The following is a 22,307-nucleotide window of genomic DNA, read 5'->3' as shown; positions in this document are numbered from 1 at the left end:
GATTAGGGTGGGTTAGAGGAGGATTTTAAATGAGCTATGATTTGATGGCATTCGAGACGTCTAAAGCGCCGCAAGAGAGAGCAGCATTTATGGAGTGGTATGAGCAGCAAGTGCAGTGGTCGGAAGACCATGCCTATAATGATCCATCAGTTTTATCGGAGGCGTTGCAACGCTTTTATAGTGAGTTGTCTGAGCAATTTCCTAATATGAATGTAGAGGACGAGATTTTTGAGGCGATGGAGGAAGCCGGAACGGATAACCGGTTGACTGACTACTCACTTGGCTCATCCGTCATCTATGCGGCTTTCGCTTATTCTGTAGCTGAGGAAGCTTATACGGCGATGCGGGAGTTGGCTATAAAACACAAAGTAGGATTTTTTGATGTAAGCAGCAACGAAGGCGATATTATTTTTCCTTGAAGCAAAATGATTTAGAGTGTAGACAGCTGGTTGCTCTCCTAGTTGTTAATGAAGTAGTGGCAACCAGCATGTTTTCTATCTTCTTTACTCTACAACAGACGGAATAATACAATCCTTAATCAGAGGCCACCGGTCACGAGGCCGAAGTGTGAATTCTGAGGCGATGGCTACGACAAGTTTTTTTTCTGGAATGCAGCAAATGACATTACCACCATCACCTAACGCTGAGTAGGTGTAAACCCCGTCTTCTTCGCGTAGCCACCACAAGTAACCGTAATGATTAGGATTCATCGCTGTTGATTCCTCAATCCATGTCTCCGAAATGATCTGATTATTCTCCCATTGTCCATGGTTCAAATATAATAAACCAAAACGCGCCATATCGCGTGTAGACAACGTAAGTCCCCATCCTCCTGTGGTGATACGATTTGGGTCTTCCACCCACCCCTTCACATTAACCCCAAACAAATCATCGAACCCAAATGAGCTCATCTCATAATCCGGGATTTCATTCATTCCGATAGGTTTAAATAAACGTTCGTTGGCGAACTCACGGGCACTTTGTCCAGTGCTGCGCGTGATGATGGCAGAAAGCAGATGTGCTCCAGCGGTTGAATATTTGAAACCCCCAATTGTTCCTTGTTGGCCTAGCATATCCAGCGTATATTTTACCCAGTCAGGCTGCATACACATTTGCTCCAGCGGTTCGTGCCAATCTGCAAAAGCATAAGGTGCGGTCATCGTAAGGAGATGGCGTAAGGTGATTTCTTGTTTTTGCTGATCTTGAGCAGCGTTTGGAACATAGTCCGGGAAAAACTCCAGTACCTTTTGATCTGCATTGTTAATAAAGCCAGCCTCTATGGCAATGCCTATGAGCGCGGATATGATACTTTTTGTTACAGAGGCCACATGATGTGTATCATTCGGGCTAGCGCCATTATAATATTTTTCATAAGCAATAGTTCCATTTCTTACCACAACAATCCCGTTGATATTGCTATACTCGGATTTGATCCTTGATTCTAGCTCTGAAAGCATATTAGCATCCATTCCTAAGTTTGCGGGGGCTGAGATTTGCCAATCTGAAGTTGGATAATTGTTTTTGAGCATGAAAGGTACTCCTTTATGAATTTTTTTTCTTTACTGGAAAATAGACCTCGGTAACCAGATCCTCAGGCACAGCAACCTGTGTCGGGTCCGTTAAGTAGATTTCATAAGGTGAGTTCACCCATTCATAACCTTCATTTTCTATCCATTCTCTCAGCTGAGCATAGACCGAGGTCAATTCTGAATAGGCGCCTTTAAGAACAGATCTCGCACAAAGAGCATCAGGCAAATCTCTTGTACCTTTTACACTCTCTTTTATAGGGAGGGCAAACTCTGTATCATTTCCGGCTGGATTATATTCAAGGCTGTGATATATCGTTATTGGCGTACCGAGCAAAGTGAGTTTTTCAGTGGCGATTTTTTCATATAGCCTGCTAAAATAATGTCCATAACCTAACGCATAGTCATCACTGCTCAACATCTGACGCGTAAAAAGAATATTCATAGGCTGAGTTTCAACAAGCTCTACTTTTATCTCATTCAGGTAAGACATCATGGGAATACCTTTCTCCAGATTTAAAACATCACTATTGATTTGTTGTAAGGTGTATTCATAAGCGCTTATTTTCTCCTGTATTTCTTTTTTCTTGAGATTAAGGGCTGAGTAGAGCTTCTCTTCTGAATGATTCTGTTCCCATTGTAAAATGTCTTTGATTTCTTCCAGCGAGAAACAATAACCTTTCAGACGATTGATAAAAAGCATTTTTTTAAGTTGTTTAATGGAGTAATACCTATAACCGTTCTCAGGGTTAATCTCATCGGGATGAATTAATCCGATCTCATCATAATATCGAAGCGTCTTCGTAGAAACTTCGCATATCTTCGAGAATTCTCCAATCGACAGCAAAAAGTCATCTCCTTTTTTCGTTTTAATTAAGCTTCCAAGCCAAAACATCGATGTTTGGTTCTAGCTCTACTTAACACCTTACCCTAAGGTCAAAGTCAACAGCAAAATAGTGAACCGATTCTAAGGTTACGACAATATATAGGTGAATGGCCATTCAGAAAGGAGTAGCCTACTTGGAAATTGAAGAGTTGAGTGACCTAATAAAATTACATGGCAAAGCAATTTACGCATTTTGTTTTACGCTTGCGGGGAATAGGGTGGATACGGACGATCTCTATCAGGAGACTTTTTTAAAAGCTATGGAAATGCGGCATAAAATGGACCTGAACCAAAATCCGAAAGCGTTCCTTATCTCGATTGCTATCTCATTACGCAAAAACAAACGCAGAAAATGGGCATGGCGGCAAAGAATTGCACCTACAGCAGATTATAATGAAGCGGTCGATCTGGCGTGTACTTCCGATGGAGAGGTTATGCCAGAGGATGCATTGCTGTCCCAGGAGCTTCGGCACATGATTCATGCTGCCGCAGACCGGCTGAATGAGAAACTGAAAATACCGCTCTATCTGTACTATACCGCAGAAATGACCGTTGATGAGATTGCTTCAGCGCTAAGGATTTCACCGGGCACAGTTAAAAGCAGACTTTTCCAAGCCCGCAAGGCGATGAAAAAGATTTTGGAGGTTGAATCCCAATGAATAACTCCGAAAAGTTGGATCAACTGCTAAAGCAAGCGCTAGCTTCTACAGCAGAGCCGACAGAGGAATTAAACGAAAGAATCATCCAACAGTTTAAGGAGACTAAACCAATGAAACCAGCCTATAAAAAAAGAGTTTCGATTGGACTAATGGTTGCTATATTCACGCTTGTAATGTCTTTAACGGCTTATGCAGCTACACAGCTATTTAGCCCCAAGCAGGTTGCTGAGCATCTGGGCCAGCTACTGCTGGCAAAAGCATTCGAAAGCAGGGATGCTGTTGAAATCAACCAATCGGTTATATCTGGTGATTATAACGTGACGTTGAATGGAATAGTCTCGGGGGAAGGTCTTTCAGAACTGAGTAAGTCTGATCAGAATATTAACCCAAACAGATCCTATGCCGTTGTATCCATCGCCAGAATAGACGGTGGCCCCATGCCTGCTACAAGTGAACCGGAGTATGGCCAGGATCCATTCTTTGTGTCACCGCTTATAAAGGGACTAAAACCATGGCAGGTTAATATCACAACAATGAATGGTGGCTATAGCGAGGCTGTTATAGATGGAATTATGTACCGGCTGATTGAATGTGATGGAGTGGAGATGTTCGCTGACCGAGGGGTATATCTAGCTGTCAGTAATGGTAGTTCTTTTTTCAGCAAAGATGCGTTTGCTTATAATGAAAGTACAGGGGAAATTAGCGCTAATAACGATTACAAGGGAACCGCTATTCTATTTGAACTTCCGCTGGACCCAACCAAAGCTGACCCTGTCAAAGCTGAGAGCTATTTACAGGAGCTGTTGAAAGAACCCTCTGCCGCCAGCAAAATTGATTCAGCGGTTTCAATAGATGCAGCTGCCTCTATTGATGATGATGAGAAGGAACTAATTAAAAAAATAGAGGATATGAAGAAAAAAATCTCCACCGGCACGATTATTCCTGAATCTGTAAAGGAAGTGCGTGTTGATGAACAAGGGGCTTTCAATTATGAATACGATAACTGGAGTGTTAAGCTTTTTGTCCAAAATATGTTTGAGGAAGGGCAAATCGGTTACTCGGATTCCGTAAGCTTCAGTGCGGACGATAAAGAAACTAGGGCACTTCAATTTTCCAGAGATGAAAAGGGTGTAATCACGGGCAGGATTATTATTTTGAATTAGAGTATCATTCAGATAACTTTTCACAAGACTTATCTATATTCGTTTTATTTATCGTCCATGACCTTCAGATCAATTCTTTGATCGGTCAGTAAAGAATTTAACGAAGAATTTAAAGCAGGAGAGATTGTTGAATATCAAATCATAATAGAACAAAACGAAGTATCTATTCAAAAGATTAAGGCCAATAAGTAGCAGACTCAATGATTGCAATGAAAAAAGCAGGTGGACTAGCCACCTGCTTTACCGATCACCACACTTTAATATAATTTTTGCCCTTATTCAAAAGTGTAAGAGGTCCCAAAGTGCTTTTATTCTCTTTCTTTTTATCCAGAAAATCTGTATCCAGAATTATATTGCTGCCATCCGGATTCTCAAACTCGGCATCCACGATGCGCACCCGCGGCAAAGTTTCAGTTGAATGTACTTCACCTAAGAAGTTAACGAAGCTATCAGGCAGATCAATGGAAAGGAATCCCTCATCTCCTTGATCTACAATAAAGAAGTCTGGATCAAAGCTTTCTTCAACCAGCTTTACATTCTCTTTTTCGAAAGGCTCTGCACTGTTTAAGTAAGCGTTGTTATTAATGAACATAGGCTGTTCAACGAGTTCAAACTCCTCAAGATCACCGTGTAAATTATGGACATTCTCGATATACTCCGCCAAAGAGGTGGTGTAGTTATTGAAATGTGATGTTCCCACGCCTGTCCATCCGTCTTTTCCAACAATGATATTGTTATAGAACCGATCGTCCCCACCATAAATAAGTGAGAAACCGGCAATTTTTGTACTATGCGGAAGATGATATTGCGTGGACCGGTTTAGTACCTTTCGATGAACCATCCTGCCGCCGATCAGATTGTTGATATAGGCTCCACCTTGGGCTACATTCTCTAAAGCATGTTTAGCTGTCAAGATATTATGGTCAACAATGTAAGGGCCATGGCTTACTTCTATAAACAAATCCCGATGATTTTGATAGAACAGATTTTTGCTGATTCTTGTCCCTTGGGTCTGCCAATCCAGCCATAAACCTAAAGTACAATCGTGAATCCGGTTATGGTGGATGTGAGTATCGATCGGTGCGTGAAGCTTGATCCCGGCAATTTCGTGGCCCCAGAATTCCCGTTTTGTCGCAATGTTGTAAATATGGTTATGATGAATTTCGCTGAAAATACAACCTAAGTGGCCGACGATGGCATTTTGGCCGCAATCATAAATGGTATTATGGCGGATAAGATGTGAACCGATCGATTCTTTGCTCCAGCCCTGACGCTCAGCAGTAAAGACGGATTCAAGCTGATATTGATATCCGGGTTTGTCTTTTCGAAGGGTGCGGTAATTATGGCCTGTGGAAGCTTCTTTGCCGATACTGATAGCGCTGCATTTGGCATCGTGAATGATATTATTTTCAATAATCCAGCCTTTGCTCCAGTTAGTGCCCAGCAGTCCGGGCTGGTCTGCCGTTGGAGGTGCCCAAGGTGTTGCCGCATGCGCCATTTCAAAACCTGTTACAGTAATATAATCAATTCCGGTTTCTTCAGGGTAGAAACAAGATCTGCGTACATTGATTTCTACCAGTTCTTTGTTCGGGTTGGCACCTTGGAAATTAGCGTAAATCGTGGTGTGGTCAGGGCTTACTTCGGCAAACCAAACGTAGGTCGTCTGTTTTGGATTTTGGACCGGAACCATCTCTTGTGTCCAGAGATCCTTGAACTCCAGCTTTTCGACAGGAGCTGCCAGTTGATCATACTGACTGACCTCATAAAAAGACATGCCATTTAGATATACATCGCCTAAGTGTCTTGTCTCCTCTATAGTGACGAGCCAATCGCCAGACACTTCCTCAACATACGGATTAAAGCTGCCAAAAAACGTGTTCGGCAAGATCACTTTCCATATTTGGTTCTCAACCTGCTGCCAATCTTGTATATGCTCAGAGCCTTTTATGACAACCTGCTCGTCTTCAGCGGCTTGATAAATAATTCTTCTTTGATCGCTTAATCCTTTGTATCTTGGTTTTACCCACTCACGATATATCCCTTCATGAACGATAACCTTATCCCCAGCCACAGCTACTGAAGCTGCTTTATTGATGGTTAAAAAGGGATTATGTTGAGTGCCTTGACCTTGATCTGAACCAGTTTTTGATACGTGATATTCCATTGTCCTATAACCTCCGCTTGGTTGACTTTATCCAATATTATAGGAAATAACGTTGTTAGTTCTATACTTTATATAGTACACTTTAAGACAAAATTAGTGTTTTCGTGAAGGAGAATCTACTTGTGGCCCTTTTTTGAAAAACATGGTGTCAGCGAAAAAGATTACTTTAAACTCATTCCATTGAAAAACTATCATTTTCCACTTCATTTTCATCGGGCATTTGAGATTATTTATGTCAACGACGGGCAGTTATCTATCTCCATTGATGGGAAAAGCTATCAGGTACAGAAAAATGATCTGGTTTTTATTTTTCCTAATCAGATGCATGAATTTGAGACGATTGATTTTTCGGAGATTATGGTAATCCTCTTCTCCACAGAATTGATAGGTGATTTTCACATGAATTATAAAAGCTTTATACCAAATGATAATGTTCTCCATGCTGTGAATGAACCTGATTGTACAAAGCTGGATTCGATTTATAGCCAGAAAAGTTTCCTGTATGGTGTATGTGCGCAGTTGATCTGTCAGACATCATTTGCTCCGGTCAAACAGTCCCCGCAAACAAAGGTGCTCTATAAAATCCTGCTTTTTGTAGAACAAAATTATTCTGCCGATTGCACATTAAAAGCTGTAGCAAAACATCTGCAATATGATTACCCGTATTTATCAAAGCTATTTGTCCAGCTGATGAAAATGCCCTTCACAGATTACTTGAATCACTATCGGATCTCACAAGCATGTTATATATTAAAAAACTCGAATCTGACTATTGGTGAAGTTGCCAACCTTTGCGGCTATAGTAACTTACGGTCATTTCATCGGAATTTCCAGAAAATTACCCATCAATCGCCGAAAGGGTATCGGGTTTCCAATCCGCCTGATAAGGAAATGAACTAGAAGACTTAAGGGGGGAAGGAAGAGGATAAAAAGAACTCCAAAACCACGAGTATAGTGGTCTTGGAGTTCTTTTTTTATTTTTGCATCATAATTCTGTAAATCAGCATGGCGGCTTCGGCACGTGTGGAATGGGCAGTTGGTGTAAGCTGCTGCTGAGAGTCTCCTTTAATGAGACCTGCTGATACCAGCGTTGCAATATCATTTGCCGCATAATTAGAAATTTGATTATGGTCAGTGTAGCTGTCTAATGCAGAGGGGGAGGAAGCGGTCGTATTCGATTCCCATACCTCAGCAGCCTTCAATGCCCTAGCTGCCATAACAAACATTTCTTGTCTGGAGATGGAGTCATGAGGGTGGTAAAGGCCGTCGGTTTGGCCCGTAACTACCCCTAATTTCTGAGCTGTCATAAGTCCCTCATAAAAATAATCGTTAGGTGACACATCAGCAAAGCTATTTCCTTCTGCTGCAGATAGACCTAAAGCTCTAACTAATAAAAGGGCGAAATCTGCACGTGTAACAGTCTGGTCGGGCCTAAACTCTGTTTCTGTTACACCATTAATGACACCTTTTGATGTTAGTACTTCTACAATAAACTTCGACCAATGAGAATCAGTTATGTCCCTGAACGTTTTGTGATTGTAAACGGCGGCGTATTGTCCAGAAGAATTTGTTGTTGAGAAAATAGCTTGCTTCTTATCTGAATCATAATTCCCGCCTACTACCGGTTGGATGACTCCGTGCTCATTGACGTTCCACACTACAATAAAGGCGTTGTTCAATGGAACTACAGCAGCTGGATAAGGAAGCCCAATTTGTATGGCCGAATTTAAACTCTCTAATTGAACTGTTGTACCATCTAAAAGTAACTCGTAATCAATAAGCAAACCTTCACCCAATTGCTTCTTTAAACTTCCTGTTGTATCGACAGGCTTGAGGAGCAAGGTAACCGTCTTCACATTGTCCAGTGTCTTCGCCGGGAATAGATTATCCGGAAGTACAAAGGTAGCTAGTGATGTATTGATCTCCAGCTGCAATGTGGATGCTCCAACAAGAAATGCTGCGGCAGGGAGAGTGACTTCAAATGAGCCAACATTTGACGATTGTTCCTCTGCGAGCTGAATTCTTAGGATTTTGTGGCCTGCGGAATTAGGTTTGGCTAAAGCCATAATCTTTTGTAAGGAAGATTCAGTCAATATTGCGCTAGCTTTTTCTCCATTCATAGTAGTAGGTATCTCAATCCTTACGCTACCGTCCAAATGGAGTATAGTAGTGGCCGAATCTCCAACCGATGTTCCGGAACTGCCTGCACTCACGGCAGCCGTCGGACTTGGAGAAGCGGTCGGACTCGGAGAAACAGTCGGACTCGGTGAGGCCGTCGGACTTGGAGAAGCCGTTGGGCTCGGAGAAACAGTCGGACTCGGAGAAGCCGTCGGACTTGGAGAAGCCGTCGGACTCGGAGAAGCCGTCGGACTTGGAGAAGCCGTTGGACTCGGAGAAGCCGTCGGACTTGGTTCCGGCCCATCCAAAGGAATGAACTTCAAGAAATCGCCCCAGATTATATTCCCGTCAGTATCCCGAGAGTAATTGACTACAGGATTTAAGCTGACAAAGTTAGAATCACTCAGTTCTAAACCTGATTTATTCGCCGATCGCGTACCGTCAAACATGAAATTATTGTCCGCAGCTAAAGAAGCTGGATATTGGTCTTTTGCAATGTTGGCAGTTCGGTAAGATAAGAAACCGTCAATCGTAAAGTCTGCAGTAATGTGATCATAAGTGGTGAAGCTTATATTACCACGCGTATTGTTAAATCCGATGTTGTTGATGGCGATCACACCTGGATTACTATTGCTTGTAAAACCATAAGCGCCATTACCAAAGGCGATGGAATCGCGGATGGTATGTGTGACATGAATGCCTTCGCCACCAAGCTTGAAGCCATTTTTATCACCGGCACCTACGGTTCCGTCTGTTAAGAACCCATTGTTGAAGGCGGCGCTGTGCTCAATCAGCACTGAACCTATTGCACCTGAGCCTGCTTTCGTATATAAGTCCCAGCCATCGTCGATATTGTTATGCGCCAGACAACCTCTAAAAATATTACCAACACCCGCAGTCAATTTTGCCGCAAAGCCATCGGCATTATTGTCAGATGGATCACGGTTGTCGAAGGAGGTACTGTTGAGAATTAAGTTGTAGGAAGGCCATTCATTGATTTCTATCGCGGTACCATCAGTTCGGCTGATTTGTAGACCAGTGTCACCATTCGCATAGAAACGGCTATTTTCAACGATGTTATAATTGCCTCCCACCGTAAAGCCCTTGGTATTCCCAGCTGAGCGAGTGAAATCAAGTCCTTTCACATGCCAATAGTTTCCGCTCAAGAGAACGCCTTCTGTTTTTTTGTCAAAATCAAAGATAGGTCTTGCTCCTGGTGCTGCTTCTATATACTTTTTGGCGGAGGCTTTGCCATCATTGTACTTTTTAATCTCAAGTGGTGATTTCCGCACATAACGACCCTCAAGCACAATAATATGCTGACCTGGTTTAACGAAATCAATCGCAGTATCGATATCAAGTGGGAGATTGATTGTTCCATCTCCGGAGCTTGATCCGGTGGGGGATACGTAGATCTCATCATCTTCGTTATAACTTTTTAGGGTGACGGTAAAGTTGCTGATGATCTTCTCATAAGAGGTCAAATACTGAGTATCATCTGGTAAAAAAGTAATGCTGAAGTTCGTATCTCCTTGATCAAGAAGTCTCGTGGGAATAGAAAGACGTTTACCAGCTATTGCCTCGATATCCTGAGCGATGATCGTAGAACCTTGCTTCAACGTCACCGTTCCGTTGACATTAGAGCGCACAATCATTTGGTAAGCTGGATCTGAGGTTTTACTTAGTGAAAGTATATTTAAGCTAGGTGTGACGGGAGTCGCAGGTGGTTCTATTTTAGGAGAATCTGTAGCTGCTGAAGTGACTGTTAATTGAATATTGCTTACATTAATTGTGGCTAAACGAGCAGCATAGAATCCGACATACATTTTTGAATCCTGTACGCTTAGAATGTCTGGTGTGAAATGAATAGCTTGCTGGCCATTATTGAGCTGTCCTGTAAAACCACTATTCGTCTTTGCTAAGGTTAAATGGTAAGGTGCTGCTGGAACAGTATTGGCAGGTGCAGGACGTTCTTTTTGAAGCATGATGGTTTGAATCCCTTTACTGCCAGTCCCATCCGTTTTTTCAACTCCCGTACGGACAAAAAGCTGTGTGCCCAGATCGCTTTTCGTCCCGCCGCTATAACCACCGATGGCAGCTATATTGGATGCAAAGACGCTAGAATTTCCTTGTGTGCCGATGACGTCACGTGCCATAATGCCAAAAGATTCTTGCCCGTCATATGGATTTTTTGCAAAAGCCAACACTTGGATATCCGCAGACAGCACGAAATTATCTTCCGCAGCATCTAGCTCGGTGTAATAGAAGGTAATGCCGTCATGATCTTCGGTGACTTTACCGCCGCCTTCCAAAGCGATCAGTTGGGCGGATCCATCCTCGTTGACAATCGTCTGATTGTTAGTAGCTGAAGTGGACTGACCGAATTGAATGCTTTTCCAAACGGGATCCATCTTTTCTTTTACTGTAACGGAATACGTAATGGGCATAATAGAAGAATCGGTAGGGAGTATGCCAATTTCATACACTCCAGCTGCCTGATTGTTGAACTTGGAAGTGTCGAGCGTATAGCTGTTTAGCTTCTCTCTATCTGAATTATCATACACTTTGGATACGAAGAGATCTTTGCTGTCAAAGTTTTCGTTAATAAAAAAGGTAGTTTTAGGATAGCTGGTGACTTCGATGCCAAGTAGTTTTTTAACGTTGACCTTAACTTGAAAAGAGGTTGTTAAGCCTTTATGCGTAATTGTGATTTTTTTATCCCCAGATGTCGTGGTGTCGAGAGGAGAGACCTTGTATTCATTGTTCAACAGCCGAATCTGTGTACCATCACTGTAATGAGCATAAACCACAAGTCCTTCTAGTTTGAGGGAGTCACCGATATAGTAGAGTGTTTGTTTAGGTTCATTTCGAATTTCTAAAGCGGATAACGTCGCTGCTTTTACTTCCACATTAAAGGTCGTTGTGATTGCCGGCGCCTCTGTTGTAGTAACGGATACCGCTGTGGAGCCTGATTGCGTAAATAGATACGGTAACAAATCACTGACCGGTTGTCCGTTAATGGAGAGGGAATAAAGATCACTGGTCAGCTCTTTGGTCAGGAAGCCGTCGTTATAATTGGCAACAAGAACAAGACCTTCTGGATCGAAGGTATCCCCTGGGTAATATACGGTTTTAGCTGGATAATACTTCACTGATAATGAGGTCATAGTTAATGGAACGATTTGCAAAGGAATGCTCACGAAAGCACCGTTGTAGTTAATGGTTATGATATTTTCTCCAACCTTGCTGCTATCAAAGCCTGTAACAATATAATCCGTAGAAGACAAAACTGCTTCACTCTCATCAGAAAAAATAGCCTTAACGACTAATCCAGTCAAATCAAGGGGTTCACCAACCAGATAAGTGGTTTTCGTCATTGCGCTCGTATCAGCGGTTAAGCTGGTTACGATTTTTGATTCGAGCTGGATGTCTATGTCACTGAAAGTAACAGTTGCATCTCTAGCTACATAGATTCCGGCAAAAAGAGTATCAGTGAACGTATCGTCCAGAGTTATGATTTCGGTCTGATCACCCACACTTAATCGATAAGTATCTCCTGATTTTTTAATACTTAGCGAATATACAGCTCCTGCGGACGGGGCCTGGATATCGCTAAAAGGATTTAACTTCACTTGGGTGTCTTTTTTATAAAAACCTTTCATTACCTGATCCAAAGCACCCACCGCCGCGTAGTTAGAAGTGGTTGTGCTTGCATCTCCGTTTGTTCCAACACTGTCGCGGAGCATAAGACCGAAGGATTTCTGGTTAGGTGTGCTGACAGTGCTATTGCTATTAAAAGCAATCACTGAAGCGGTCGCTTTCAGTTCAAAGTTCGCATCCACAGGAATCTCTTTCGAATAAAAAGATAATCCCTCATCGCTGCTGGAGATTTTGCCGCCGTAAGTCGTTATCGTTACAGAGGTTGGACTTTCAATTATAGGTTCGGGGTTCTTAGCTGGACTAGTATTGCCTCCGAAGGCGCTGAAGCCCCAAGGTCCTAGCTCGATTTGGCCTTCTTGACTGAATTGAATGTTTCGGAACGTAACCGTAGTATTTCTAGCGGTATAAAGGCCCGCATATTGAATGGAGCCGTCAAAGCTTTCGATCGTTTTGGTTTCATTGCCGATGCGGACAATATACAGATTTCCGGTCTTTTTGATGCTTAATTCGTAATTCTCTCCTTGGGCAGGGCGATTAGCGTTATCAAACACGTACCCAAGTTTCTGTAGGCTTGTATTTTGCAATTTGTGAAACGCTTTCATTTCTTGATCCAAAGCACCCACGGCGACATAATCTCCAGAGTAGGCTCCGAATTGGTTATCCCACACATTGCCGCGCAGCATTATTCCGAAGGAAACTTGGTTATTGGCTGTCCAAGCATCCACGTGAGCCGTTGCCTTCAATTCAAAATTAACACTTGGATCAACTTCTTTAAAGTAATAAGCGATACCTTCTGTGCTGCCCGATACTTTACCTCTATCGTTCGAGCTTCGCAGTGTTGCTGATCCATCCGTGTTCTCCGTAATGCCAAAGTTGGCCGCAGTAATCTTGTCTTGCCCCCCAACATCACCAAATACGCTGCCTTGCCATTCACTTTGAATGTTAATCATTCCTTCATAAGGATCAGGTGCTTCCTCTGCAAACATCGATAACGGAAAAGAGGAACACAAAAGCAGGAAGGTTACGAGCATGGCTAACAAACGTTGTTGTTTTCTCAATGATTAAAACCTCTCCTTATATGATCGATTTTGACCAAAGCTAAGCTTGATCATCCGAAATTATACGTTATCACTAAAGCGTACAGCTATAATCAATACGCCATATAACGCTGTTTATGCAGCAGGAGAGGGATAATCTGAGTTAATGACACCCGGTTTATGCCTTTGCTTCTGCTACTTACGTTGAGTTTTCGGAGCCTGTTGCTGGTGGTTAGTACGCTGGCGTGGTGGTTACGGGCGCCGAAATTGCCGGTAAGTATGCTCGCAGTGGAAGTCCGCGATCGTTTGAGTCAAAATTACATACTCGGTTGTCGTTAGTGAACCTAAGCTGCCGATAAGTACGTTCGCAGTGGAAGTCCGCGACCGTTTGAGCAAAAATTACATACTCGGTTGTCGTTAGTGAACCTAAGCTGCCGATAAGTACGTTCGCAGTGGAAGTCCGCGACCGTTTGAGCAAAAATTATGCCCGCGATTGGAGTTACGGACCGTAACGCAGCTATTTCAGCTAATTCGCTCATTTTCCCTGAGTTTCGGACTGCATAGCTCTTAATGAGCAGAAAAAGTGGATCAGAGCAGTGTTTTTGAGTAAATAGCTACAACTGAGTCCGATAGCGTGGCGAAAACGAGGAAATTCAGCAAATAAGGACTATACAGTCCGAACGTAGGGAGTGCATTGGTGATAGTCGTAGATGTTCTGTAAAATGCGTAGATTCTGGGGAGATTAAAGCCAACATATGGGTTTGAGCTGTTGTTAAGTACTTTCCGCATGGTGGTTACGGACCATAGTGCAGCTATTTCGCCTAATTCGCTCATTTCCCCTGAGTTTCGGACTGCATAGCTCTTAATGAGCTGAAAAAGTGGATCAGAGGGGTGCTTTTGAGTAAATAGCTGCGTCTGAGTCCGATAGCGTGGCGAAAACGAAGAAATTCAGCAAATAAGGGCTGTACGGTCCGAACGTATGGAGTGCATTGGTGATAGTCGTAGGTATTCTATAAGATACGTAGATTCTGGGGAAATCAAAGCCAATACACGGGCTTGGGCAGTCATTACTTCCGCGGTTGTCGTTACGGACCGTAACGCAGCTATTTCAGCTAATTCGCTCATTTTTCCTGAGTTTCGGACTGCATAGCTCTTAATGAGCTGAAAAAGTGGATCTGAGGAGTGTTTTTGAGTAAATAACTGCAGCTGAGTCCGATAACGTGGCGAAAACGAAGATAATTGGCAAATAAGAGCTATACAGTCCGAACGTAGGGAGTTCAGCTGGCGAGAGTGCATAATGAATGGCAAACAGATTAAAACTGGCTTACAAAGTGAACCAAATCATCTAAATATGGCTCAACAACAATATGTCGTGGAAAAAAGACAGCGGTCAAATATGTTCTTAATGGTGATGAGGCATTCTTTTTTGAGAGCATAGAGTGATCAGCATCAGGAATAAAGAAGACTGAAAGCAGATTTTCAGGAATTTTTTCACGGTAAACACGTTCGGTTTCCTCAACATCTACATTTATATCTTGCCCGCCAAGAACTAAATGGACAGGTGTAGTGAAGTTTTTTAAATCCCCGCTCGCATCTGACTGATAATTTTTAGCGAAAAAACCCCATTTTTCTTTGGAAATTAAATCGTCCGATTGTGCAATTCGCAAGTAACTTTCATACGACGCCTGTTCTTTAAGTAGCAGTAGGATTTGCGCGTTATAATCTTCTCTCTTTTTTATCTCCTGTTCTGAAAAACCTTCTAAAATCATCTCTTGTCTGGTATTGTATTGTCCTTGAGAAATCCATTGAATGGCGGGGGATACAAGAATACTGAAGGCGAGATCAGGCACTTTTTTAACAATCTTAGGAATCACCCAGCCCGCCTGACTTGCTCCCCACAAACCAATAGCTTGATCATCAATCATAGGTAAGGCTTTAGCCCAGTTAATCGCATATATAGTTTCTTGCGCTCTATCCTCCATGCTTTGCTCTAGCCAGTTCCCTGAAGAACCCCCAATACCCGGTTTGTTAAGAGATAAGGAAGCATATCCGGCAGAGGCGAGCTTTTCCCACAAAGGTTTATATCCATCATCGTAAGTATCATTAACTGGGCCATCCCCATGAACAAAAACTACCAGTCCGACGGTTCCAGAGTAACTTTCAGGCAGAACTAAGGTTCCTGTTAGTTGACCTTGAGGCGTATCTATTTCAATTTTTTGCTCAGTCATTGAAAAAGAATGTTGCTGTAGTACGAACAGGACCGCTGCAATCAACAACGAAATGGTAATCATCCAGACAGTTAGCTTAATTTTCTTTTTCATTCATTGATCCCCCAGATTGTAGCGATGTTTTTTTATCATGTAATGCCAAACAGGCTCTTTAAAAAGTAAATGTCTTACCGCGCTATAGTCAGATTTATGGATCTCAAAGTTCAACTGCTGGTACATATTAATGGCTCGTTTATTCTTGTTGGCAACATGTAGCGTTAGCTTTTCAACCTCAGAATGACTGTTTACAAAATCCGCCGCCCAACCCAGCAACTCTTTGCCAATTCCCTTATTGCGGTGACTGGACCGAACAGCCAAATGAGCCACATAACACTCTTTTGCTCTAGGTTGATAATCCAAAAAATATAACCCAAGGATTAACTTACAGACATTTAAGCATCCGAATTTCTTGAATAGCTGCAAAAAGGGAGCCCGATTCAGTGGTTTAATTGATCCGTTTTTAAGGGATAGCGTATCCTGCCATTTTAAGTAGATAGTGCCAACCACTTCTCCGTTTTCATAAGCGATTATTTGTTTAGATGATAAGGAAGAAGAATCTTGTTCCCAAAGTCTTATAAGCAGATCAGCAATTTCATTGTCCTCGAGAGAGAGGAGAGAGTGAAATTTCCCGTGAAATGCATCTACCAAAAGCCTGCTTACAGCCTCACGATCTTTTTCCTGGTAATGGGCGATGATAACCTCGTTTGTACTCATTTAGTGGTATCATCTAAGGCATGCTCGATTTGAATTTGAAGCTCATAATGAAGCTTGTCGTTGTTAAACATGGATAGGTACGATTTCTCCAAAATGATGATTGGTCCCAATACCATGTAGTGATGCCCATTTAAAAAGTGTTCCAGCTTGGCAATCTCATGATCTACATCCTGATCGTCTGTTACAAAAAATGCTTTATAGAGATAACACCCTTTTTCTAAAACAATGTTAGGGGGGGGAGTGTTTTCAATGGTTTCAAAGCATAAGGTTACTTGTTCAGAATCGTATACATAATGCAAATCTGTTTCAAATAAATGATGGTACTGCGGTCTTTTTTCATATAAACTTCGTGCAGTTAGTGTTTCGTTATCCTCTAGCACCAACCACTTTTTCAGATAACGATTGTCCACATGTTTAATTTGATAATCCCCCTTCATGTTGCCATAATCTGCATGCTCTTTTAGTACCTTTTGTATAAATTGTTGCAGCATTATTAATTGGTTTATTTCTGAGTTGATTTTGTTTAACGATTTCTCTAACAGCAGTTGGTAGTCATTCGTTGCGGATTTACTCATACTTTGGTTAATGGTGCTGACAGGGATGTTTAATTTGCGGAGCAACAGGATATGTGCCAATTGATAGATCTCATCGATGCCGTACATCCGGTACTGATTATTGTCTATATAGGATGGAAACAGGATTTCTTTTTCTTCAAAATATCGAATCTGGTGGATAGATACATTCATAAGTTTTGATAGTTCGCCAATTGTAAGGTACGGATTCAAGGGCGGTGCTCCTAACTGTAAGTTATTTGATAAAATAACTATAAACCTTAGGTCAGACCTAAGGTCAAGTGTTGATTAAAATACGGACTAAGCAGAGCACTTTTTTTCTAAATAATGATTAGTAATAGTAATGGGTGGTAATGAAAAAGACTTAGATTTTGGAAGGACAATGCGGGGGTGCAACGGATTAGATTCAGGATCATTTTTTTGTATGAGCCTTGCTGGTATGACCCTAGAGTTGCCATTACGGACCGTAATGCAGCTATTTTAGCTAATTCGCTCATTTTCCGTGAGTTTCGGACTGCATAGCTCTTAATGAGCTGAAGAATTGGGTCAGAGCAGTGTTTTTGAGTAAATAGCTGCAACTGAGTCCGATAGCGTGGCGAAAACGAAGATAATTGGGAAATAAGAGCTATACGGTCCGAACGTAACTTTGATAATCAAACCAAACTAATCAAACCAAACTAGTCAAGTCATCACATTCTAAGCTGATAGGTTCGATTGCGTTCTTTTCCACCGACGATCTCTAGTAGCTGCTGTTCAACTAACTCATGTAAAACACGTCGGGCATGGCGATTAGTGACTCTAAGATGGTGGGTGAGCTCTACAGGTGTGAACGGACGCAGAAGACGTCTTGCGAAACGAAGTGTTTCAGCTTCTAACCAAGTTAATGAAGAGGGCGCGTCTGAAGCCATGAATTTGCCGATGAATGCGAGTACTAGTTGTTGACATAGCTGAGGCTCGTCCGTGATTGAGGGATAGGCGATGGATAGGAAGGTCCAACCGTCTAGCGATAATAAGGAATGGCGTCTACATAAATCTTTGAATCGTCGTACATCAAGATCTCTAGCATGCGGACCGTAGCCTTGAATCTCAATTCCGCCCTTTGCTCCACCTGGCATATAGGCCAGATCAAGATAACGATAACCATTGTTGAAATCGCGCACTTCCCATTCGGGGAACAAGTAGTTGAAGTTTCCTACAGCAGGAAACCATACGGCACGCAGAAATTCGACTGTTCCATAGCCCAACCCTTTTGCAAGAAGCTCCTGTCTGCGGGGATTGTTCTCCTTATCCAAGTTGATCTGTAACCATTCCTCTAGTTGCTGTTCGAATCTGGACATTTTGTATATCCTCCTTAAGTAATTTTTTGAAAAAAGAAAAAGCCGCTCCCATACAATTCCTCCTGAGCTAAACCCAGGATAGAGATTGTATAAAAGCGGCGTGTTCTTCACGACCTATAGTTGCTATTATAATGAGTGCTGGGGATTTCTTCAATGAGTTACTGTGTATAAAGTTGACGAATTCTAATAGATTTTAGATGAAGGAAGCTAGCATGGTGAACGAGCTAAATTTGCTGAAGTTAATAGTTACTCTAAAAGCGGATTCTTCCCCCGCGCGGCCGCATGGCTTTTCTAGGACGAGCATTATGTGGTTACTGATCCGCAAAAATGGATTACGTGCTCTGCGCAATATCATTATTCATTTTCGAACGTTGCGGACCGTATTGCAGCTATTCGTACATTTTCGCTCGTATTCCAAATGTTACGGACTGCATAGCTCTTATTAGCTGCATATCGACTCAAAAAAGGGTGGTTATGAGCATATAGTTGCAACTGAGTCCGATAGCGTGGCAAAACCCTCGTTTTTCAACAAATAAGGTCTTTTGATTCCGCAAACGCGCGGTGTAAGTATTCAGAGTCACCAACGACGTCGGATTTATCTATCTAGTCCAAGATATCAGATATCATTGTGTTCATGTCTTCCATGTCACCAAAGTCATGTAACTCCGGGATGAACGGACCGTATTGCAGCTATTCGTACATTTTCGCTCGTATTCCAAAAGTTACGGACTGCATAGCTCTTATTAGCCGCAAATCGACTCAAAATGGGGCAGTTATGTGCGAATAGTTGCAACTGAGTCCGATAGCGTGTCAAAACCCTCGTTTTTCAACAAATAAGGTCTCCTGAGTCCGCATGCGTGCGGCGTAAGCATTCAGAGCCGCAAGAATTATCAGACCCTCTTTTCATACAAGTCCCGCTTTTTCCGAAAAAAATCCTAATAAAGGTCCGTTACTTTGTCGAATTGTGAAGGAAATTAGAAAATTTTATAGAATTATCTATGTTCATCTAAACTTTTTACTCTACATCACGTGTTGCAGGATGGCCCTGGTGATTGCTGCAGCTTTACTCTTCCATAAAAGGGGCCGATACGATGCTCAAAAGGACATTACTTATCTATCTGATTGGTTTAATTTTATTATCTGCGATTCCTCTATCCATTCTTATGGGTCACGATAAACAAGGAAGTCACCTGCAAGTGCAGCATGGAGTCATGGATCTCGCGGCTTGGGATTATGAACAGGATAAGATTATCAAGTTAGACGGTGAATGGGAGTTTTATTGGAGCCAGCTATTAACTTCTGAGCATTTTAGGGCGGGTAGCGCAGATATACCTGATTCTACAGCTTGGATGGAGGTGCCCTCCCGGTGGAACGGCAACATCGTTAATGGAAGCCCTTTACCCGCCTTCGGTTCCGCCACCTATCGGATGGTTCTAAAAAACCTGCCTGTAAGCGGGGTATTCGCCTTGAAAAAAACAAATATCCGCTTTTCAAGCAGGATTTTTGTTAATGGACAGTCAGTTATTGAGGATGGTAATCCTGCTGCTAATGAAGCTGATTATCGGTCAGGGAATATCCCGCTGATTGGGCTTTTTTCGTCTGATAAGGGAGATGTAGAAATCATAATTCAAGTCTCCAACTTCGATTATGTGAATGGGGGCATTCCGGTTTCTTTATCCTTTGGTGAGGAAGCAGCAATGATGGAGGTTCAGCAGAAGAGTACGGCCCGTGAATTTAGCACCGTTGCTATTTTAGGCACACTTGCCCTTATCTTTTTTATCTGCTTTGGGGCAGCGTCCTTATACCGTAAGCAGGATTACTCTTTACTTGTGTTTGCAACTATTTGTTTGCTGTTTGCGATATATCATGGATTGATCGGCGAGCGTTCACTCTTACTCTTTTTCCCTAAACTTTCGTTCATAGTGCTCTACAAAGTAAAGGATATAAGCTCCATCTCCTGCTTTATTGTGCTCGCAATATTTTTTTACCAAATGCACAAAAGCATAATATCTTTAAAATTTACTCAAGCCATAACGATTGTTTTAGGCAGCTTTATAATTCTGGTCGCCATCCTGCCGATTCGTTCTTACACGGTCATTTATCCGTATGTGATTATTTTATATGAGCTGATGTTAATTTGGATGTTATGTAGAGTGGCCACCCTGTATATCAGAAGCGCAGAAGTAAATAGAATCAAATTGCTGCTGATGTTTATGGCGATTCTAGCTATTAATCTATATTCCATAGACATTATTTTGTTTGCTCTTTCTATAAAAGAGAACCTTTGGCTCGGGCAGTTTTACATTGTGGCTTTTAATATCATCATGATCGTGCTGATTGTTCTACGTTTTTTTGAAGCCTATCATACCATAGACGAGATGAAAAACCAGCTGATCGGGCTGGATAAAATTAAAGATGAATTCCTTTCCAACACCTCACATGAACTAAAAACACCTCTAAATGCCATAGTGAACATTACAGCTACGCTGCTGGATGGGGTTGAGGGTCCAGTTAATGAAAAACAAGCGCAGAATCTAGCGATCGTCATAGGGAGCGGCAGAAGATTAACACATATGGTAAATGAACTACTTGATTATTCCAAAATGAAGTATGGAGACATCACATTATACAAAAGCAACCTGGATTTGAAAGCCGTTGTTGATTCCGTCATTGGTATTCATTCTTTTTTGCTCGGAGAAAAGTCGATCCTGCTCGTTAACAGAGTCGCTTCGAATTTCCCTATGGTGAATGCAGATGGAAATCGTCTGATTCAAATTTTCCACAACTTGGTTGATAATGCGATTAAATTTACGGAACAGGGTGAAATAGAGATTAGTGCCAGAGTTATTCAGGAGTGGGTGGAAGTACGTGTGGCAGACACAGGTTTGGGTATCTCACCGGATATGCAGGAGCGTATTTTCAAAGCTTTTGAGCAGGTGGATGAGGCGGAGATCCATAGTCATGGTGGAACAGGGCTCGGATTAAGTATTACTAAGAAGCTAGTAGAACTGCATGGTGGGAACATAGCTGTGGAATCTACAGTGGAAAAAGGTTCGGTGTTTATTTTTACACTTCCACGGTGGGATAAAGCGGTTAAGCCAATCTCGAGGCCAACCCTTAAGGCGGCACATTCTTATAAAGAATTAAGTTTCTCCCATGGTAGTTATCCCCTTTATATCAAAGGCGAGATCAATGAGCCCATTTTAGTAGTGGACGATGATTTTGCCAATCTGCAATCTATGATCAATCTGTTTAAGCTAGAGAAATATTCTATTGTGGTTGTCAATCGCGGGCAGATGGCACTTGAGGAGCTAGCGAAAAACACAGACTTTTTTCTGGTGGTACTGGATATTACCATGCCGGACATTTCGGGTTACGAGGTTCTGCAAAAGATTAGAGAGAGATTTACTCCTTTTGAACTGCCTGTGTTAATGCTGACGGCCAAGAACAGGGTGAGCGATATGAAGATGTCCATGGATAACGGTGCAAATGACTATGTGGGAAAACCTTTTGAAGCTGAAGAGCTAATGGCACGTGTTAAAAGTCTGACCCGATTGAGAGCTTCCGTGAAGACTGCCAAAGACGCCGAAATTGCTTTTTTACGATCCCAGATCAAACCTCATTTCTTATACAATGCTCTGAATTCAATTGCTGAACTATGTGTGGAGGAACCTGAGAAGGCCGAAGAGTTGACACTGCAGCTGTCACAGTATTTGCGAAGCAGCTTTGATTTCAAACAACTGGATTCACTAACGAGTCTGGAGAATGAGCTTGAGCTGGTAGAGGCTTATATCAATATTGAAAAAGCACGCTTCGGTGCCAGATTAAATGTGGAATATGATGTGAGAGTGAATACGGATTACCGGATTCCTCCGCTGATTCTACAGCCTTTGGTCGAAAATGCAATAAGGCATGGCCTAATGTCCAATTTGCGGGGTGGCACGGTAATTATATCTGTAAAAGAATTAGAGAATTCTGTGATTAGCTTTATTGTGGAGGATAATGGATCTGGAATGAGTGAGCATAAATTGAAAAAAGTAATGCAGTCAGATGTAGATAAAAGAGGGGTGGGGCTGTGGAATATCAGTCAGCGCATCAAGCTATTATATGGAAAAAATATTCATATTCAAAGTGCTGAAGGATTAGGCACAACGGTATCTTTTGAAATTCCAATACAGCAGCTTAAGCGGATGGGAGGTTGAGG

At 42.2% G+C, this 22,307-nt stretch carries 13 protein-coding genes; 5 read left to right on the top strand and 8 right to left on the bottom strand.

The features are described from left to right. The first annotated feature begins 29 nt into the window (after window positions 1–29). Window positions 30–419 (top strand): hypothetical protein, encoded by a 390-nt coding sequence (locus tag MHI51_RS18085; RefSeq protein WP_076133856.1) that lies wholly within the window; start codon window positions 30–32, stop codon window positions 417–419. 84 nt (window positions 420–503) lie between these two features. Here the strand turns inward: MHI51_RS18085 and MHI51_RS18080 are convergent, their stop codons facing one another. Beyond that, window positions 504–1,529: a serine hydrolase domain-containing protein gene (locus tag MHI51_RS18080; RefSeq protein ID WP_405173151.1), complete on the bottom strand. Its 1,026-nt coding sequence runs from the start codon at window positions 1,527–1,529 to the stop codon at window positions 504–506. Between the two features lie 13 nt (window positions 1,530–1,542). Then, complete coding sequence (locus tag MHI51_RS18075) at window positions 1,543–2,373, bottom strand: MerR family transcriptional regulator (RefSeq protein WP_076218685.1); 831 nt, start codon at window positions 2,371–2,373, stop codon at window positions 1,543–1,545. 173 nt (window positions 2,374–2,546) lie between these two features. Here MHI51_RS18075 and MHI51_RS18070 point away from each other — a divergent pair, with 173 nt between their 5' ends. Continuing rightward, a complete protein-coding gene (locus MHI51_RS18070) occupies window positions 2,547–3,071 on the top strand; it encodes an RNA polymerase sigma factor (protein WP_081398195.1) in 525 nt (174 codons plus the stop codon). Then, complete coding sequence (locus MHI51_RS18065; RefSeq protein ID WP_405173150.1) at window positions 3,068–4,234, top strand: hypothetical protein; 1,167 nt, start codon at window positions 3,068–3,070, stop codon at window positions 4,232–4,234. The genes MHI51_RS18070 and MHI51_RS18065 overlap by 4 nt, the downstream gene beginning before the upstream one ends. 247 nt (window positions 4,235–4,481) lie before the next feature. Here MHI51_RS18065 and MHI51_RS18060 read toward each other — a convergent pair whose 3' ends face one another. Continuing rightward, a complete protein-coding gene (locus MHI51_RS18060) occupies window positions 4,482–6,398 on the bottom strand; it encodes a right-handed parallel beta-helix repeat-containing protein (RefSeq protein WP_405173149.1) in 1,917 nt (638 codons plus the stop codon). Between the two features lie 120 nt (window positions 6,399–6,518). On the opposite strand from MHI51_RS18060, the gene MHI51_RS18055 reads away from it, so the two are divergent. After that, the gene (locus MHI51_RS18055; RefSeq protein ID WP_076218689.1) at window positions 6,519–7,298 is read left to right on the top strand and encodes a helix-turn-helix domain-containing protein; all 780 of its coding nucleotides are present in this window, start codon (window positions 6,519–6,521) and stop codon (window positions 7,296–7,298) included. 74 nt (window positions 7,299–7,372) lie between these two features. Here the strand turns inward: MHI51_RS18055 and MHI51_RS18050 are convergent, their stop codons facing one another. The 5 genes from MHI51_RS18050 to MHI51_RS18030 form a co-directional block, all read right to left on the bottom strand. Further along, a complete protein-coding gene (locus MHI51_RS18050) occupies window positions 7,373–13,234 on the bottom strand; it encodes a bacterial Ig-like domain-containing protein (RefSeq protein ID WP_405173148.1) in 5,862 nt (1,953 codons plus the stop codon). A 1,292-nt stretch (window positions 13,235–14,526) separates the two neighbouring features. Next, window positions 14,527–15,534 carry an alpha/beta hydrolase family protein gene (locus tag MHI51_RS18045; RefSeq protein WP_405173147.1) on the bottom strand — a complete coding sequence of 336 codons (1,008 nt, stop codon included), beginning with the start codon at window positions 15,532–15,534 and terminating at the stop codon, window positions 14,527–14,529. After that, a complete protein-coding gene (locus MHI51_RS18040; protein ID WP_405173146.1) occupies window positions 15,535–16,194 on the bottom strand; it encodes a GNAT family N-acetyltransferase in 660 nt (219 codons plus the stop codon). Next, entirely contained in the window at window positions 16,191–16,979 is a 789-nt protein-coding gene (locus MHI51_RS18035; protein ID WP_076219939.1) for a MerR family transcriptional regulator, read from the bottom strand. The genes MHI51_RS18040 and MHI51_RS18035 overlap by 4 nt, the downstream gene beginning before the upstream one ends. A gap of 476 nt (window positions 16,980–17,455) precedes the next feature. After that, on the bottom strand, window positions 17,456–18,103 hold the full coding sequence (locus MHI51_RS18030) for a transcriptional regulator (RefSeq protein ID WP_076219940.1): 648 nt from the start codon (window positions 18,101–18,103) through the stop codon (window positions 17,456–17,458). A gap of 1,091 nt (window positions 18,104–19,194) precedes the next feature. Between MHI51_RS18030 and MHI51_RS18025 the strand changes: the two genes are divergently transcribed. Then, complete coding sequence (locus MHI51_RS18025) at window positions 19,195–22,305, top strand: ATP-binding protein (protein ID WP_143761970.1); 3,111 nt, start codon at window positions 19,195–19,197, stop codon at window positions 22,303–22,305. Window positions 22,306–22,307 lie beyond the last annotated feature (2 nt).

It is taken from the genome of Paenibacillus sp. FSL H8-0260 (assembly GCF_045040625.1).
Taxonomy (GTDB): Bacteria; Bacillota; Bacilli; order Paenibacillales; family Paenibacillaceae; genus Paenibacillus_AQ; species Paenibacillus_AQ odorifer.
The sequence above is the reverse complement of the archived record's forward strand: the minus strand, read 5'-3'. Positions and strand labels throughout refer to the sequence as shown.

Bases quoted from the DNA above. Each gene is read 5' to 3' on its own strand.
- MHI51_RS18085 (WP_076133856.1), top strand. From the start codon at position 30: ATGAGCTATGATTTGATGGCATTCGAGACGTCTAAAGCGCCGCAAGAG.
- MHI51_RS18080 (WP_405173151.1), bottom strand. From the start codon at position 1,529: ATGCTCAAAAACAATTATCCAACTTCAGATTGGCAAATCTCAGCCCCC.
- MHI51_RS18065 (WP_405173150.1), top strand. From the start codon at position 3,068: ATGAATAACTCCGAAAAGTTGGATCAACTGCTAAAGCAAGCGCTAGCT.
- MHI51_RS18060 (WP_405173149.1), bottom strand. From the start codon at position 6,398: ATGGAATATCACGTATCAAAAACTGGTTCAGATCAAGGTCAAGGCACT.
- MHI51_RS18045 (WP_405173147.1), bottom strand. From the start codon at position 15,534: ATGAAAAAGAAAATTAAGCTAACTGTCTGGATGATTACCATTTCGTTG.
- MHI51_RS18040 (WP_405173146.1), bottom strand. From the start codon at position 16,194: ATGAGTACAAACGAGGTTATCATCGCCCATTACCAGGAAAAAGATCGT.
- MHI51_RS18030 (WP_076219940.1), bottom strand. From the start codon at position 18,103: ATGTCCAGATTCGAACAGCAACTAGAGGAATGGTTACAGATCAACTTG.
- MHI51_RS18025 (WP_143761970.1), top strand. From the start codon at position 19,195: ATGCTCAAAAGGACATTACTTATCTATCTGATTGGTTTAATTTTATTA.